We start from the raw sequence: 16,024 nt of genomic DNA, 5'->3' as shown, positions 1-16,024 counted from the left end.
CTTATCTTCCCAACCACGGCTGTGGATTGACGGCCTGACCCTGGCGACGAATTTCGAAATAGAGTGACGGTCGGCCCTGACCGCCGCTGCTGCCTACAAGCGCAATAGGCTGGCCTGCGCGAACCTGTGTGCCAACGCTGACCAGTGCGCTCTGGTTATACCCGTAAAGGCTCATATCGCCTTTACCGTGTTCCACGACGACGACCAGACCGTAGCCCTGCAACCAGTCCGCCAGAATCACCCTACCGTCCGCGATTGCTTTGACTTCAGTGCCTTCAGACGCACCGATAACCATCCCTTTCCAACGTAGCTCACCTTGCAGCTGTTCGCCATAACGATGCAGCGTTGGGCCGCGAACGGGCCAGAATGCCTGACCGCGCGGTGAACCCAGACCGCCGGTACGGGACATCAACGATTTTTCGCTTTCGGTTGGTTTGTAGGTTGTGCCTTTGCGGGTGGCTTCCTGCTGACGATTGCGCACCGCCTGCGCTTCGCGGGCTTCTCGCTCCGCCCTGGCTTTGGCGGCCGCCTCTGCGCGCGCGATGCTGTTGCGCAGGCGGGATTCGTTCGCCCGCAATTCACTTAACTGCTGTTGCCCCTGCTGGATTGACGACTCAAGACCGGCGATCGTTTTCTGACGCTCATTACGCGCCTGCTCCAGCTTCGCCTGTTGGGCGCGTTGTTCATACAGCAGCGTCTGTTGCTGGCTCTGTTTCTCTTCCAGCGCCGCCTTCTGAGACGCCACCTCTTCACGCGTCTGTTTCAGTTCGGCAATGGTGTCCTGGCGCGCCTGGTTCAGATAACCGAAATAGGCCTGTAAACGCTGCCCGCGCTGGCTCTCTTCACCGCTAAGAATGAGCTGAATCCCCGTATGCTCGCCCTGGCGAAACGCCGCATCCAGCTGCGCGGCAAGGCTGCGTTCCTGAATGGCTTTTTGTTGTTCCAGCTTCGCGATAGATGCGTTCATCGCGTCGATCTGCTTATTCAACTGGGCAAGGGTATTCTGGGTTTCACGCAGTTTACGCGCGGCGGCGGAGATGGCCTCTTCCTGCGTTTTGAGCTGTGCGAGCAAACTGGAGCGTTGCTGCTGTTGCTGGCGTACGGCGCGCTCTTTGGCGGCGATATCCGCCTGGATGGATTTGAGCTGATCGCGGTCATCCGCATGGGCGGAAAAGGCGCACAACAATACGCCAGCGCTCAACACGCTGGCGTAAATCATGGGCCTGACTGAAAACCTGCGTGGTTTCACGGCCCGTGTAATGGAATTAAACGCCTTTCCCCTCATGGGGAAGGATTATTCCACGATGAACAGCGGCTTACCAGTCATCTCTTTCGGGATTTCCATACCCATCAGCGTCAACATCGTCGGTGCGATATCAGAAAGTTTGCCGCCTTCGACCGCTTTTACGCTTTTCGCGCCGACATAAATCAGCGGAACCGGCAGGTTGGTATGCGCGGTGTGCGCCTGGCCGGTGGATGGATCGCGCATCTGCTCGGCGTTGCCGTGGTCTGCGGTGATCAGCAGTTGACCGCCAACGGACTCAACCGCTTTAGCAACCTGTTCAACACAGTGATCCAGCGCTTCAACCGCTTTAACCGCCGCTTCCATCACGCCAGTGTGACCGACCATATCGCCGTTCGGGTAGTTACAAATGATGGTGTCGTACTTACCGCTCCCGATAGCCGCAACCAGTTTTTCGGTCAGTTCTGCGGAACTCATTTCCGGCTGTAGATCGTAGGTCGCCACTTTAGGCGAGTTGATCAGGATGCGTTCTTCGCCTGCAAACGGTTCTTCTACGCCGCCGTTGAAGAAGAAGGTGACGTGGGCGTATTTTTCCGTTTCGGAAATGCGCAGTTGGGTTTTGTCGTTCTTCGCCATCCACTCGCCGAAGGTGTTTGCCAGCGATGCCGGTGGGTAAGCCACGGCGGTTTTGATATCAGCGGCGTACTCGGTCAGCATGACGAAGTTCAGATTAACCACTTTCTTACGGGCGAAGCCGTCGAAATCAGCATTAACGAACGCGCGGGTAATTTCGCGGGCGCGGTCAGCACGGAAGTTCATGAAAATCAGCGTGTCGCCGTCTTCCATCGCGGCATCGGCCTGACCTTCCGCGCGGATGACGGTCGCTTTCACAAATTCGTCGTTTTCGTCACGCGCGTAAGCGGCCAGCAGGCCAGCAACGGCGGTATCGGCCTGGAACTCACCCTGCGCCAGCGTCATCAGGTCATAGGCCTGCTCAACGCGATCCCAGCGGTTGTCGCGGTCCATTGCATAGTAACGACCAATAATGGACGCTACGCGGCCTTTGCCCAGCGCGGCAAACTTGTCTTCGAATTTTTTCAGCGAGGATTCCGCGCTGCGTGGCGGGGTATCGCGGCCATCAAGGAAGGCGTGCAGATAAATTTTCTCTGCGCCGCGTTCTGCGGCCAGTTCGACCATCGCCATGATGTGGTCTTCGTGGCTGTGCACGCCACCCGCAGACAGCAGGCCCATAATGTGCACGGCTTTACCGGTATTTTTCGCCTGATCGACCGCCGCCGTCAGTACCGGGTTAGCGAAGAAGGTACGTTCTTTAATTTCAACATCCAGGCGCGTCAGATCCTGATACACGATACGGCCCGCGCCCAGGTTAACGTGACCCACTTCGGAGTTGCCCATCTGACGGTCCGGCAGACCCACTTCCAGACCGGAAGCGTCGATCAGGGTATGCGGACGTTTTGCCCACAGAGCATCCATTACCGGGGTTTTGGCATTCAAAATGGCGTTATCCTGGCTGTCTTCACGGTAGCCATAGCCATCCAGAATCACCAGTACCATAGGTTTTTTAGAAACCGACATTGCGACAACCTCACACTCAATAGACAAAATAATTGCGTAATTTTACTACAGCTGAATCGATAAAATAGCCTCAGAAGATCAAAGAATGGGGCAGAGAGCGAGCCGGGGACGGCGCGGAACGACGTTTTTTTTCCGTAGCGCCCCGCAAAAATGCAATCCATTGCACGCTCTGGCTGTATTTGCGCCAACGCGCAGGTATACTCCTTTCCTGGTTTTTTAATCACTGAGTCGGGAGTTGTTACCCCCCATGCAAGAAATTATGCAATTTGTTGGCCGCCATCCCATACTGAGTATCGCCTGGATTGCGTTACTGGTGGCGGTGTTGTTCACCACTTTCAAGGGCCTGATGTCTAAAGTTAAGGTTATTACTCGCGGCGAAGCGACGCGTCTTATCAACAAAGAAGACGCCGTTGTGGTGGATTTACGTCAGCGTGACGACTTCCGCAAAGGCCATATCGCGGGCGCGACTAACCTGCTGCCGAGCGAAATCAAGGCCAACAACGTTGGCGAGCTTGAAAAGCACAAAGATAAGCCTCTGATCGTGGTTGATGGTTCCGGTATGCAGTGTCAGGAATCCGCAAACGCACTGATCAAAGCGGGCTTTGAGAAGGTTTTTGTGCTGAAAGAAGGCGTTGCGGGCTGGAGCGGTGAGAACCTGCCATTAGTGCGCGGGAAATAACGCGTTACTCAACACGGGAGATAAGTCATGGCCAACATCGAGATCTACACCAAAGCAACCTGCCCGTTTTGCCATCGTGCAAAAGCGCTGTTGAGCAGTAAGGGTGTGAGTTTCCAGGAACTTCCGATTGACGGCGATGCCGTAAAACGTGAAGAGATGATCAAGCGTAGTGGCCGCACGACGGTTCCGCAGATTTTTATTGATGCACAGCACATTGGCGGCTGTGACGACTTGTATGCGTTGGATGCGCGTGGTGGACTGGATCCCCTGCTGCGTTAAAACATGCCGCAAGTATTTTAAGGACAACACTAAAGGGTTTTCTACACATGTCAGAACAAAATAACACCGAAATGGCTTTCCAGATCCAACGTATCTATACCAAGGATGTGTCTTTCGAAGCGCCAAATGCGCCGCATGTTTTCCAGAAAGATTGGCAGCCAGAGGTTAAACTTGATCTTGATACGGCGTCTACTCAACTGGCAGATGACGTATACGAAGTGGTACTGCGTGTTACCGTAACGGCTTCCCTGGGCGAAGAGACCGCTTTCCTGTGCGAAGTTCAGCAGGGCGGCATTTTCTCCATCAGTGGTATTGAAGGAACTCAGATGGCGCATTGCCTGGGTGCATACTGCCCGAACATTCTGTTCCCGTATGCCCGCGAATGCATCACCAGCCTGGTTTCACGCGGCACGTTCCCGCAACTGAATCTTGCGCCGGTTAACTTCGATGCGCTGTTCATGAACTATTTACAGCAGCAGGCTGGCGAAGGTACTGAAGAACATCAGGATGCCTGATGAACCAAAGTAATGCTTCAATGACTGTGATCGGTGCTGGCTCGTACGGCACCGCTCTTGCCATCACCCTGGCGAGAAACGGCCACCAGGTTGTCCTGTGGGGCCACGATCCTAAACATGTCGCGACCCTTGAGCGAGACCGCTGCAACGTCGCGTTCCTCCCTGATGTGCCTTTTCCCGATACGCTACGCCTTGAAAGCGACTTAGCCACCGCGCTGGCGGCCAGCCGTAACATTCTGGTGGTGGTGCCAAGCCATGTCTTTGGCGAGGTGCTGCGACAGATTAAACCGCTGATGCGTCCTGATGCTCGCCTGGTCTGGGCGACCAAAGGTCTGGAAGCGGAAACGGGGCGCCTGTTGCAGGATGTCGCCCGTGAAGCGTTGGGCGATGACATCCCGCTGGCGGTGATATCCGGCCCGACGTTCGCTAAAGAACTGGCGGCGGGTTTGCCGACGGCAATTTCTCTGGCGTCGACGGACGAAACCTTCGCGGATGATTTGCAGGAACTTTTGCACTGCGGTAAGAGTTTTCGCGTCTACAGCAACCCCGATTTCATCGGCGTGCAGCTGGGCGGTGCGGTGAAAAACGTGATTGCGATTGGCGCAGGCATGTCTGACGGCATCGGTTTTGGCGCAAACGCACGTACCGCGCTGATCACGCGTGGGCTGACGGAGATGTCGCGTCTTGGCGCGGCGCTGGGGGCCGATCCGACCACCTTTATGGGAATGGCGGGTCTGGGCGACCTGGTTCTGACCTGTACTGACAACCAGTCGCGTAACCGCCGTTTTGGCATGATGCTCGGTCAGGGCATGGATGTTCAGGGCGCGCAGGACAAAATTGGTCAGGTGGTTGAAGGCTACCGTAATACAAAAGAAGTTCGTGAGTTGGCGCACCGTTTTGGTGTCGAAATGCCAATAACCGAGGAAATTTATCAAGTATTGTATTGCGGAAAAAACGCGCGCGAGGCAGCATTGACGTTATTAGGTCGTGCACGCAAGGACGAGCGTAGTCGCCACTAGCCGTAAGGATCTGTTTTATTAAATGACCCGGCCCGCGAAGAACGGGCCGGTCGTTAGCCTGATACCTGGAGTCAGCAATGTCATGTGAAGAACTGGATATCGTCTGGAACAATATTAAAGCCGAAGCCCGGGCTCTGGCGGACTGTGAGCCGATGCTGGCCAGTTTCTACCACGCGACGCTACTCAAGCATGAAAACCTGGGCAGTGCGCTGAGCTATATGCTGGCGAACAAACTCGCATCTCCGATTATGCCTGCCATCGCCATCCGTGAAGTGGTGGAAGAGGCCTACGCCGCCGACCCGGAAATGATCGCCTCTGCTGCCTGTGATATTCAGGCGGTACGCACCCGCGACCCGGCGGTAGACAAATACTCGACGCCGCTTCTGTATCTGAAAGGCTTCCATGCTCTCCAGGCCTACCGTATCGGCCACTGGTTATGGAATGAAGGCCGCCGCGCGCTGGCGATATTCCTGCAAAATCAGGTTTCTGTCACCTTCCAGGTCGATATTCACCCGGCGGCGAAAATTGGACGCGGCATTATGCTCGATCACGCGACGGGGATTGTGGTCGGTGAAACGGCGGTAATCGAAAACGATGTCTCGATCCTGCAATCCGTCACGCTTGGCGGGACCGGGAAAACCAGCGGCGATCGTCATCCCAAAATTCGTGAAGGCGTGATGATTGGCGCCGGGGCGAAGATCCTTGGCAATATCGAAGTGGGGCGCGGCGCGAAGATTGGCGCGGGCTCCGTGGTCTTGCAGCCCGTACCGCCACACACTACCGCAGCGGGCGTTCCGGCGCGGATTGTCGGCAAGCCCGACAGCGATAAGCCGTCAATGGATATGGATCAGCATTTTAACGGGATTCACCATACGTTCGAATACGGCGACGGCATCTGACTTTATGCCCGGTGGCGCTGCGCTTACCGGGCCTACCAACTCCGTAGGTCGGATAAGGCGTCAGCCGCCATCCGACAGAAATCAACTACGCAATACCGCGCCAGGATACCCCAACTGGCGCCATGCCTCATATACCACGACCGACACCGCGTTCGACAGGTTCATGCTGCGGCTGTCCGGCATCATTGGAATACGAATTTTTTGTTCTGCGGGCAGCGCGTCGAGAATGGTCGCCGGTAAACCGCGCGTTTCCGGGCCAAACATCAGGTAGTCCCCATCCTGATAGCTCACCGCGCTATGGGCAGGGGTGCCTTTGGTGGTCAGAGCAAACAGACGCTGTGGGTTTTCGGCAGCGACAAAGGCGGCGTAATCGTGATGGCGCTGTACGGCGGCAAACTCGTGATAGTCCAGCCCCGCGCGGCGCAGACGTTTATCATCCCATGTGAAGCCCATCGGTTCGATAATATGCAGACGAAAACCGGTATTGGCGCAAAGACGAATAATATTGCCGGTGTTTGGTGGGATTTCTGGTTCGAATAATACGATATTCAACATGCTTAACTGCCCCCTTAAGTGCGGGGGGCAGAATAGCAGAAAATACGTTCACCCTCACCCTGTAGGCCTGATAAGCGTAGCGCCATCAGGCATCCCCGATGCACATTACATTGCCGGATGGCGGCTGACGCCTTATCCAGCCTATGCCGCATCACCCTGCGATAGTGGCGCCAGCGCAGCCGGAACAGACTTACCGAGTTCCTGCACCAGTGAATCACGGCTGATCTCGCTGATTGATTTTGCGCCGGTCAGCGTCATGGCGACTTTCATCTCTTTTTCGATCAGATCCAGCAGGTTCGCCACGCCAGCCTGACCCGCCGTCGCCAGCGCATACAGATACGCACGGCCAAGCAGTACGCTATCGGCTCCAAGCGCAATCATGCGTACCACGTCCAGACCATTACGAATTCCGCTGTCCGCCAGAATGGCGATATCGCCTTTCACCGCGTCGGCAATGGCGGGCAGGGCGCGGGCGGAGGAGAGTACGCCGTCGAGCTGTCGGCCGCCGTGGTTAGAGACCACGATGCCGTCAGCGCCAAAGCGTACCGCGTCGCGGGCGTCTTCGGGATCGAGGATCCCTTTGATCACCATTGGGCCGTCCCAGAATTCACGGATCCACTCCAGGTCTTTCCAGGAAATCGATGGATCGAAGTTGTTCGCCAGCCAGCCGATGTAATCTTCCAGCCCGGTCGGTTTGCCAAGGTAGGCGGAGATATTGCCCAGATCGTGCGGACGACCGTTCAGGCCGACATCCCAGGCCCATTGCGGATGGGTTGCAGCCTGCCAGTAGCGGCGCAGGGCGGCATTCGGGCCGCTCATCCCGGAGTGGGCGTCACGGTAACGCGCGCCAGGCGTTGGCATATCGACGGTAAAGACCAGCGTGGAGCAGCCCGCCGCTTTGGCGCGCTCCAGCGCGTTACGCATAAAACCGCGATCGCGCAGGACGTACAGCTGGAACCACATCGGGCGTTTAATCGTCGGCGCGACTTCCTCGATGGGGCAGACAGAAACGGTGGAGAGGGTAAACGGAATCCCTTTCGCATCGGCGGCGGCGGCGGCCTGAACTTCACCGCGACGCGCATACATTCCGCACAGGCCAACCGGGGCCAGTGCAACCGGCATCGACAGCTTTTCGTTAAACAGGGTGGTTTCCAGGCTCAGATCGGACATATTCTTCAGCACGCGCTGGCGGAGCGCCACCTCTGACAAGTCTTCCACGTTACGACGCAGGGTATATTCCGCATAGGCGCCGCCGTCGATGTAGTGGAACAAGAAAGGGGGCAGAATGCGTTGGGCTGCGGCGCGATAATCGCTGGCTGCTGAAATGATCATGCTTTGTTCTCCCTGGAAATCTCATTATGGTCACCGGGCAGGCGGGTAATACGCGCCTGGCGGGCCTGGTCTTCATCAAATCGTTTAATGGTGGTGTGGACGAAACTGAGGTGCGCCATCATGGCTTTACGTGCGCCGTCGGCATCACCGGCCAGAATGGCGTCCATCACCGCCTGATGTTGTTCCGTCAGTTTTGAAAACACCGGCGGAACGAGATACATACGCTGGCGGCTCTGCTTCACGGACGATTGCAGGACATCAAAGAAGCCACGCATGGTCTGCAACAGCACGACGTTGTGCGAGGCCTCCGCAATCGCGAGATGGAAGCGAACATCCGCCTGGGAGGCGAGGTCCGGGTCTTCACTGAGCGTGGCGTCAAAGCAGAGCTTAATTTTCTCTTTATCAGCGGGCGTGGCGCGCATCGCAGCGTGCCAGGCTGTGCTGGCTTCAATGGCGTGGCGGGCTTCCAGAATGTCGAAGCTGTAGTCCGGGTCGTCCGCCATCAGCGTTTTCAACGGCTGAACGATATTCTGTTCGGACCAGGTTTCATGCTGCCAGCGAACGAACGTTCCACCGCCCCGGCGGCTTATCAGCACGCCTTCACTGACCAGTTTCGCCAGCGCCTCGCGCAGAGAATTGCGCGACACGCCCAGTTGTACGGCCAGCTGGCGCTCGGCGGGCAACTTCATACCCGCCTCCAGCTGTTGTTCTTCAATCAGCGCCCGCACACGAGAGGCAACCTCGTCTGACAGGCGTTTTGGCATCACAATCACGGAATCATCCAGGTTAAGACATAGGCCTGAAGTGTGGTAATCACACCCACCATGCAGGTGAAAATCAGGCTGTGTTTAACGGTAAAGCGGAACAGGTCGGACTCTTTCCCTACCAGACCCACTGCCGCACAGGCAATGGCGATAGACTGCGGAGAGATCATCTTACCGGTTACGCCGCCGGTGGTATTCGCCGCCACCATCAGCACGTCAGAGACGCCGATTTGCTGGGCGGCCGTCGCCTGCAGGGCGGCAAACAGCGCGTTTGATGAGGTATCAGACCCCGTCAGGAATACGCCCAGCCAGCCAAGGAACGGCGAGAAGAAGGTAAAGGCGCTGCCCGTATGCGCCAGCGCTAACGCCAGCGTAGAGGAGAGCCCGGAGTAGTTAGAGATAAACGCGAATGCCAGCACCATCCCGATGGAGTAAATCGGCAGCGCTAACTCTTTCAGCGTGCTGCCGAATGTCTGGATTGCGGCAGATGGTTTCATTTTCAGCCAGACGACGGACAGCAGCGCAGCGAACAGAATGGCCGTACCGGTAGCGGAGAACCAGTCGAACTTATAGACCGCAGCGTAGGCGGTTGCCTCATGCACCACTGGCGGCATACGGGCAACCAGCTTATCGAGATGCGGAACCGGAATATTAATCACCCAGTCGTACAGCGCGCCGCCTGGGGCAAACATCGCTTTAAACGGCGGAACGCTCCAGAGGGTAACGGTTGCAGTCAGGAACAGGAACGGCGACCATGCGCGAACGATTTGACCAACCGTGTAATGGGTGCGGTCCAGCGTCTGATCGACCTGTGAAGCGCCCATATCGCCAAAGCGGAAAATACGTACCGGCTGCCAGCGTTTCAGGAACAGCGTCAGACAGACCAGCGAGACCAGCGACGAGATGATGTCCGGCAGTTCCGGGCCGATAAAGTTAGAGCTGAGGTACTGGGCGATAGCAAATGAACCTCCCGCCACCATCACCGCAGGCCAGGTCTCTTTCACGCCGCGCCAGCCGTCCATAATCGCCATGATCCAGAACAGTACGATAATGGTCAGGAACGGCAGTTGACGGCCGACCATCTGGCCGATCTCAAAGCTGTCCAGCCCGGTGACCTGACCGGCCACCAGAATCGGAATCCCCATCGCGCCAAACGCGACCGGCGCGGTGTTGACGATCAGGCACAAACCCGCCGCATACAGCGGATTAAAGCCCAGGCCGACTAGCAGAGCCGCAGTAATCGCCACTGGCGCGCCAAAGCCCGCTGCCCCTTCAAGGAATGCCCCGAAGGAAAAGCCGACGATCAGCATTTGCAGACGCTGGTCAGGGGTAATCGACAATATTGATGACCGGATGATGTCGAATTGCCCGGTTCTGACAGAGATTTTATAGACAAAGACGGCGGCGATAATGATCCAGGCAATCGGCCACAGACCATAGAAGAAGCCATACACCACCGCAGCCAGAGCGTTATCCACCGGCATTTTATAAAACAGCAGCGCGACAGCCAGCGCGATTGCGACCGTCCAGGAGGCGGCGATGTAGCCTTTCAGCTTGAGCTTAATCAGCGCAAAGAAAAAGAACAGGATCGGAAGCGATGCGATCAGGCTGGAAATCCAGATGTTACCGGCCGGATCGTAGTTTTGTTGCCAGAGATTCATTGCAGGTCTCCTGAGGGTCACACGCATAATGCAATGAGTCTTTTGCTCATCTCTTTGTCACATTATGTGTAAAAGTGGCCCTGCCAATATTGGGATGTAGGGGTAATGACAATGAATGGTTAATCAAATGTTGCTTATTGGCAACGCTAGTGTAGGTGAATTTTAATGAACTGTGAACCAGTGATCGGATTAAGGGATAATTGGTTGGGCCAATTGAGGGGGAGGGAAAGGGCGGGCCGGGCAAGCGTGCGCGTACCCGGCAGAAGGTTAAAACTCGGTTTTTGCGAAACCGGTCATCTCTTTCAGGCCCATTTCACGGCCTAACGCCGTCATTGGGTGGACGACAACCAGACCGCGCACGCTTTTCTTCAGCTTGCCCATATCGGCCTGTTCTTTTTTGGTAATCGCGCGGCGAAACGGCAGGTTCATCAGCTTTTGCGCTTCTTTACTCAGCTTCTGGCTGTGAACGTCACGCAGGCGCACGATCTCGGCTTCCAGCGTGGCTTTCTCTTTTTCCAGCTCGGCATATTTGTCAGCGGCATCGACAAGGGATAGCGAGGCCTGCTGGTGGCGGATGGCGTCCAGGCGATCGCTCAGACGTTTAATTTCGTTTTTTTCGACTTCTTTCATGGGATAGCTTCTGATGGAACCAGGATGAATTTTCTATAGTATGCGCGCAGAGCGGGATTATTCACAACTAATGGGATAAAAATAATCAAATAAGGCAAGTATTATAATGCTAATTGATTGTGTAACGTTTTGATTTAATACTCATTTAATAAACAAAACGTGATGTTAACGGTTTCTGCATGGCGGTTTGCGATTAAGCACGTTTTCCCCAATAGAAAACCCTGTATGAGCCTAAACTAAAATTAGCGGCCGCGCATTCCCCGACGCGGAGAATACATGGAGATATCATCATGGTTAAAATAGGTGACAACGTTCCGCTTCTTATTGATAAGGCTGTAGATTTTATGGCTTCGAGTCAGGCATTTCGGGAGTATCTGAATAAAACGCCGCCGCGCGATATGGTTCCTGATGAGGTGCCGAAGGCAAATGCGCAGATGTACCTGCAACGTCTGGAATATTATCGCCAGCTCTATCAGCCGCAGCCGGAAGAAAAACAGTAAGTGGTTGACGGTCTATTTTTGAAAGGCTTTTTTTAAGCTGATTTTAGAAATCAGCTCGGTCAGGGAAAGCACCATCGTTGAGCGCACCGCTTGCTGGTAGCGCTGAATTTGCATGGCGTATAAACCCGGGTCAGAGGTCTCAAAATGCGGCGGCGGCGGTAACGCCGTCACGCAGTGCAGTTCGCCAAACGGCCCGAGAATTTCGTCGTCGGTGAACGCATATTCATTACCGTCGTGATTCAGTTCTTCACGCAGCGCCATCAGCAGTTCCGCATCTTCGTATTCAGGGCGACTGAGTACTCCCAGACCGTAGATCAGTTTCAGACGTACCGAGAGATCGCCCAGCGGTCCATCGCCGTCGAGCAACGGTTCCACTGCGTATTTCACCGCATAATCGTCTTTGCGAAACACCTGAAGTACCAGAATATTCACCGCCTCGGTGAGTAACTCTACGGCGGTGATGAGGAAACTTCGTACGGTTTTGCCAGCATTCAGACGCTCAAGCACGCGGTTTTCAAAGGCCTGGGTTTGTTCCATTATTGCCTGCATATCTGACAATCTGTCATTCGGGCGCAGGATGACCTGCGCCGTATTTTGCCTCATTTGGTCGCGTTGTATGCGTTAACCGCCTCCGCTACCACTTCGCTGTTTACATCCAGCCCGGAAATTTGCGCCAGCGCTTCCTGCGGCCCTTTCTCTGCGATCAGCGCAGCCAGTTCCTGGGCCTGCGGATCGTCTTCGCTGGTAAAGTGCATCGCGGCAGCGATACCGTTGACCAGGTTAACGTGCGGCAGGCCGTATTCCAGCGTGCCCAGCAGCGGTTTGATCAGACGGTCGCCCGCACTCAGTTTACGCAACGGCTGGCGGCCAACGCGCTCAACGTCATCTTTCAGATACGGGTTTTCAAAACGACCGAGGATTTTCTGAATGTATGCCGCGTGTTTGTCGGCATCAAAACCGTAGCGTTTGATCAGCACCGCGCCGCTCTCTTCCATCGCCCCTTTTACCACAGCGCGGATTTTCTCATCGAGAATCGCGTCACGGATGGTCTGATGACCGGTTAATTTTCCGAGGTACGCGGTTATAGCATGCCCGGTGTTCAGCGTGAAGAGTTTACGTTCGACAAATGCCATCAGGTTATCGGTTAATTCCATACCTGGAATATCTGGCAGCGCGCCTTTGAACTGCGTTTTATCGACAATCCACTCGCTGAAGGTTTCCACGGTGACTTCCAGCGGGTCGTTCGTGGCGGAGGCGGAAGGCGGCACGATACGGTCGACGGCGGAATCGACAAAACCGACATGCTGTTCAACCCAGGCTTTGTCTTCATCCGCCAGGGCGTTCATCACATGACCTTTCAATTGCGTGGTGCCGCGCACCATGTTTTCGCAGGCAATGATGTTAAGCGGCGCTTCAATTCCTTGCGTTTTACGTTTAACCAGGCCTTTGGCGATGGCCGGAGCAATGCGTTCCAGTACCACCGGCCCAACGGCGGTGGTGACAAAATCGACCTGCGCAATCAGCTCAACCACGTCATCGCTGATGCTGCTCACGGCATTAACGCCGGAAACCGTATCAACCTGCTCATTTTCACCCACCACATGAACCTGATAGCTATGACGGGCATTCAGGGCGTCGAGCACGACCTGGTTTACATCCGCGAACGTCAGTTGTATCCCCGCGTCAGCCAGCAGTTTGCCGATAAATCCACGACCGATATTACCTGCGCCAAAATGTAATGCTTTCATAGTGTTAACCTTCATTAATGTTTTTACCCGAGAGGGCTGGGGTGAGGGACCGCATGGCTTCCCCCCTCACCCAAACCCTCTCCCTTGCGGGAGAGGAAACCGTACACCGCAGGCCTGGTAGCAGCGCCACCGGACATGATGCCGGATGGCGGCGTAAACGCCTTATCCGGCCTACGGGAACTGCACATCGCATGCCCGGTAAGCACAGCGCCACCGGACATGATGCCGGATGGCGGCGTAAACGCCTTATCCGGCCTACGGGAACTGCACATCGTAGGCCCGGTAAGCGCGAGCGCCACCGGGCAACGGACTTACTTACGACCGGCCAGCAGTTCCAGCACTTCATCCACGCTGGTGGTATGCGCCAGACGCTCGATCACGGACTCATCATCCAGCGCGTTAGTCAGGCTGGTGATGACCTGGATGTGCTCGTTGTTACGCGCCGCGATACCAATGACCAGACGGGCAATATCGTCTTCTTCTTCACCGAAGCGTACGCCTTCCGGGTACTGGCAGAACACCACACCGGTTTTCAGCACGCGGTCTTTGGCTTCCACGGTGCCGTGCGGTACGGCGATAGACTCACCCAGATAAGTCGGGGTCAGTTTTTCACGTTCCAGCATGGCGTCGATGTATTCTGGCTCAACATAACCGCCTTTCACCAGTTGCTCGCCCGCAAAGCGAATGGCTTCTTCTTTAGTGGCGGCTTTACGACCCAGGAAGATGTTTTCTGCGCCCAGCTTGAACAGGTTGTTATCCCCTTCATCAAAGCTGTCTTTCAGATGGTCGCGTACTTTCTCTTCGTTGGTGTTGTGGCGCTGCGCGGCAACCAGACGTTCGGTCAGGCTGGTGTACAGTCCGCTATCCAGGAAGTTGGTCAGCGAAATGTGCTGCGCTTGCGGAACCTGGCGCATGGCGCGCTCGGTCAGGTCACGGTGAGTGATGACCAGGTCGACATCCGGCGGCAGGTTGTTGATCGCGCTGTTGGTGACGGAAATCTGGCTCAGACCCGCATCCTGAACTTTTTTACGCAGTACGCCCGCACCCATTGCGCTGGAACCCATACCGGCATCACAGGCAACGATGATTTTACGTACATGGCTCAGGTCGTTGGTCACATCGCCAGCGGACAGCGCGGATGCGCCTTTAGATTCTGCTTTCATGTCCTGCACGCGACGGGTTGCCGCGTCGATATCATCATCTTCTTTCACTTTGCTGGTTTTCAGCAGAATGGAGGCAATGATGAAGGAGACCGCCATAGCAGCGATAATCGCCGTGATGTTAGCGAAGTAGGCGCCTTTTGGCGTCATCGCCAGTACCGCCAGGATAGAACCCGGAGACGCCGGAGAAACCAGACCGCCGTTCAGGATGGTCAGCGTAAACACGCCAGTCATACCGCCGAGGATAACGGCCAGGATCAGACGCGGGTTCATCAGCACGTACGGGAAGTAAATTTCGTGGATACCGCCCAGGAAGTGGATGATTGCCGCACCGCCAGCAGACTGTTTTGCGCTGCCGCGACCGAAGAACATGTACGCCATCAGGATGCCCATACCCGGGCCTGGGTTAGCTTCGATCAGGAAGAAGATGGATTTACCCAGCTCATGGGACTGCTGAATACCCAGCGGCGAGAAGATACCGTGGTTGATCGCGTTGTTAAGGAACAGGATTTTCGCCGGTTCAACGAAGATAGACGCCAGCGGCAGCATGTCATGGACAACCATGAAGTTAACGCCGGCTGCCAGCAGTTTAGACAGGACTTCAACCGCCGGGCCAATGCCGAGGAACGCCAGAATCGCGAGGATCATCCCGATGATGCCAGCAGAGAAGTTATTCACCAGCATTTCGAAACCGGATTTGATCTTACCGTCTACCCAGCTATCGAATTTCTTGATGCAGTAGCCGCCCAGCGGGCCTGCGATCATTGAGCCGAGGAACATCGGCATGTCCGCACCGACGATAACGCCCATCGTGGTGATAGCACCGACCACGCCGCCGCGCTCGCCGCCGACCAGCTTACCACCGGTATAACCGATCAGCAGCGGCAGGAGGTAGGTGATCATCGGACCAACGAGCTTTGCCAGCGTTTCGTTAGGCAACCACCCTGTTGGAATAAATAATGCGGTGATAATACCCCACGCGATAAACGCGCCGATATTTGGCATCACCATATTGCTGAGGAAACGACCAAAGCTTTGCACTTTGATCTTAATATCGGATGACATAAAAACACCCCTTCTTATGTTTGCTGTCGCGCAGGCTCGAAGCCCGAGGTTTGTTAATGTAGCGGCAGAGGTAGCCGGACCCTGTAGATAGTGCGAAATCTGGCACTGAATCGTTCAACTGTCCAGTTGCTGGCTTGTTGTGTGATTTAGATCACATGAATATAGGGTAGATGGTGGTTATTGATGTGATATTGATCACAAAACCGCTGTGTAAAAAAACAACAAACCCGGAATCACCGGTGGAAATAGCGTTTAAATGTGAACTGTTTCACATTTTTGATTTGAGGGTTTGTTGAATTTTTGTGATCTAAATCACAAGATATTTTCATCCGAAACCTGTGTGGTGTGATCTTAAGCAGATTCCGCCTCATGCTTCATT

Annotated in this window: 16 protein-coding genes; 6 read left to right on the top strand and 10 right to left on the bottom strand. The window is 55.4% G+C overall.

Going from position 1 to position 16,024, the window contains the following annotated elements; translation table 11 throughout:
- Position 1: 1 nt before the first annotated feature.
- Both envC and gpmM read right to left on the bottom strand, forming a co-directional pair.
- On the bottom strand, positions 2-1,261 hold the full coding sequence (gene envC, locus OGV82_RS03075; protein ID WP_230012564.1) for a murein hydrolase activator EnvC: 1,260 nt from the start codon (positions 1,259-1,261) through the stop codon (positions 2-4).
- 33 nt (positions 1,262-1,294) lie between these two features.
- On the bottom strand, positions 1,295-2,839 hold the full coding sequence (gpmM, locus tag OGV82_RS03070) for a 2,3-bisphosphoglycerate-independent phosphoglycerate mutase (protein ID WP_024131059.1): 1,545 nt from the start codon (positions 2,837-2,839) through the stop codon (positions 1,295-1,297).
- Between the two features lie 247 nt (positions 2,840-3,086).
- Between gpmM and OGV82_RS03065 the strand changes: the two genes are divergently transcribed.
- The 5 genes from OGV82_RS03065 (at position 3,087) to cysE (ending at position 6,230) form a co-directional block, all read left to right on the top strand.
- Complete coding sequence (locus OGV82_RS03065) at positions 3,087-3,518, top strand: rhodanese-like domain-containing protein (RefSeq protein WP_012135748.1); 432 nt, start codon at positions 3,087-3,089, stop codon at positions 3,516-3,518.
- A 27-nt stretch (positions 3,519-3,545) separates the two neighbouring features.
- A complete protein-coding gene (grxC, locus tag OGV82_RS03060) occupies positions 3,546-3,797 on the top strand; it encodes a glutaredoxin 3 (protein ID WP_047358806.1) in 252 nt (83 codons plus the stop codon).
- A 47-nt stretch (positions 3,798-3,844) separates the two neighbouring features.
- The gene (secB, locus tag OGV82_RS03055; RefSeq protein ID WP_003024155.1) at positions 3,845-4,312 is read left to right on the top strand and encodes a protein-export chaperone SecB; all 468 of its coding nucleotides are present in this window, start codon (positions 3,845-3,847) and stop codon (positions 4,310-4,312) included.
- Positions 4,312-5,331: an NAD(P)H-dependent glycerol-3-phosphate dehydrogenase gene (gene gpsA / locus OGV82_RS03050; RefSeq protein ID WP_101744172.1), complete on the top strand. Its 1,020-nt coding sequence runs from the start codon at positions 4,312-4,314 to the stop codon at positions 5,329-5,331. The genes secB and gpsA overlap by 1 nt, the downstream gene beginning before the upstream one ends.
- Before the next feature lie 77 nt (positions 5,332-5,408).
- Positions 5,409-6,230: a serine O-acetyltransferase gene (cysE, locus tag OGV82_RS03045; RefSeq protein ID WP_012135745.1), complete on the top strand. Its 822-nt coding sequence runs from the start codon at positions 5,409-5,411 to the stop codon at positions 6,228-6,230.
- 81 nt (positions 6,231-6,311) lie between these two features.
- On the opposite strand, the gene trmL is transcribed toward cysE, so the two are convergent.
- From trmL to OGV82_RS03020, 5 genes are all read right to left on the bottom strand, one after another.
- Positions 6,312-6,785 (bottom strand): tRNA (uridine(34)/cytosine(34)/5-carboxymethylaminomethyluridine(34)-2'-O)-methyltransferase TrmL, encoded by a 474-nt coding sequence (gene trmL, locus OGV82_RS03040; RefSeq protein ID WP_047460282.1) that lies wholly within the window; start codon positions 6,783-6,785, stop codon positions 6,312-6,314.
- 141 nt (positions 6,786-6,926) lie between these two features.
- The gene (gene lldD / locus OGV82_RS03035; RefSeq protein ID WP_047460285.1) at positions 6,927-8,117 is read right to left on the bottom strand and encodes a quinone-dependent L-lactate dehydrogenase; all 1,191 of its coding nucleotides are present in this window, start codon (positions 8,115-8,117) and stop codon (positions 6,927-6,929) included.
- A complete protein-coding gene (lldR, locus tag OGV82_RS03030; RefSeq protein WP_012135741.1) occupies positions 8,114-8,890 on the bottom strand; it encodes a transcriptional regulator LldR in 777 nt (258 codons plus the stop codon). The genes lldD and lldR overlap by 4 nt, the downstream gene beginning before the upstream one ends.
- Positions 8,887-10,542, bottom strand: coding sequence for an L-lactate permease (lldP, locus tag OGV82_RS03025; protein ID WP_047460287.1), 1,656 nt, complete (start codon positions 10,540-10,542; stop codon positions 8,887-8,889). Before lldP ends, lldR begins: the two co-directional genes overlap by 4 nt.
- Before the next feature lie 267 nt (positions 10,543-10,809).
- Complete coding sequence (locus OGV82_RS03020) at positions 10,810-11,172, bottom strand: YibL family ribosome-associated protein (protein ID WP_012135739.1); 363 nt, start codon at positions 11,170-11,172, stop codon at positions 10,810-10,812.
- Between the two features lie 290 nt (positions 11,173-11,462).
- On the opposite strand from OGV82_RS03020, the gene OGV82_RS03015 reads away from it, so the two are divergent.
- The gene (locus OGV82_RS03015; protein WP_012135738.1) at positions 11,463-11,672 is read left to right on the top strand and encodes a hypothetical protein; all 210 of its coding nucleotides are present in this window, start codon (positions 11,463-11,465) and stop codon (positions 11,670-11,672) included.
- A gap of 12 nt (positions 11,673-11,684) precedes the next feature.
- Here OGV82_RS03015 and mtlR read toward each other — a convergent pair whose 3' ends face one another.
- From mtlR to mtlA, 3 genes are all read right to left on the bottom strand, one after another.
- Positions 11,685-12,275, bottom strand: a complete 591-nt coding sequence (gene mtlR / locus OGV82_RS03010) for a mannitol operon repressor MtlR (protein ID WP_012135737.1) — start codon at positions 12,273-12,275, stop codon at positions 11,685-11,687.
- Positions 12,272-13,420: a mannitol-1-phosphate 5-dehydrogenase gene (mtlD, locus tag OGV82_RS03005; protein WP_047460291.1), complete on the bottom strand. Its 1,149-nt coding sequence runs from the start codon at positions 13,418-13,420 to the stop codon at positions 12,272-12,274. Before mtlD ends, mtlR begins: the two co-directional genes overlap by 4 nt.
- 311 nt (positions 13,421-13,731) lie before the next feature.
- Positions 13,732-15,645 (bottom strand): PTS mannitol transporter subunit IICBA, encoded by a 1,914-nt coding sequence (gene mtlA, locus OGV82_RS03000; RefSeq protein WP_012135735.1) that lies wholly within the window; start codon positions 15,643-15,645, stop codon positions 13,732-13,734.
- Positions 15,646-16,024 lie beyond the last annotated feature (379 nt).

Source organism: Citrobacter sp. CK191 (assembly GCF_030333435.1).
GTDB lineage: Bacteria > Pseudomonadota > Gammaproteobacteria > Enterobacterales > Enterobacteriaceae > Citrobacter_B > Citrobacter_B koseri.
Note: the sequence above shows the minus strand (reverse complement) of the source record. Positions and strands in the feature narration are given on the sequence as shown.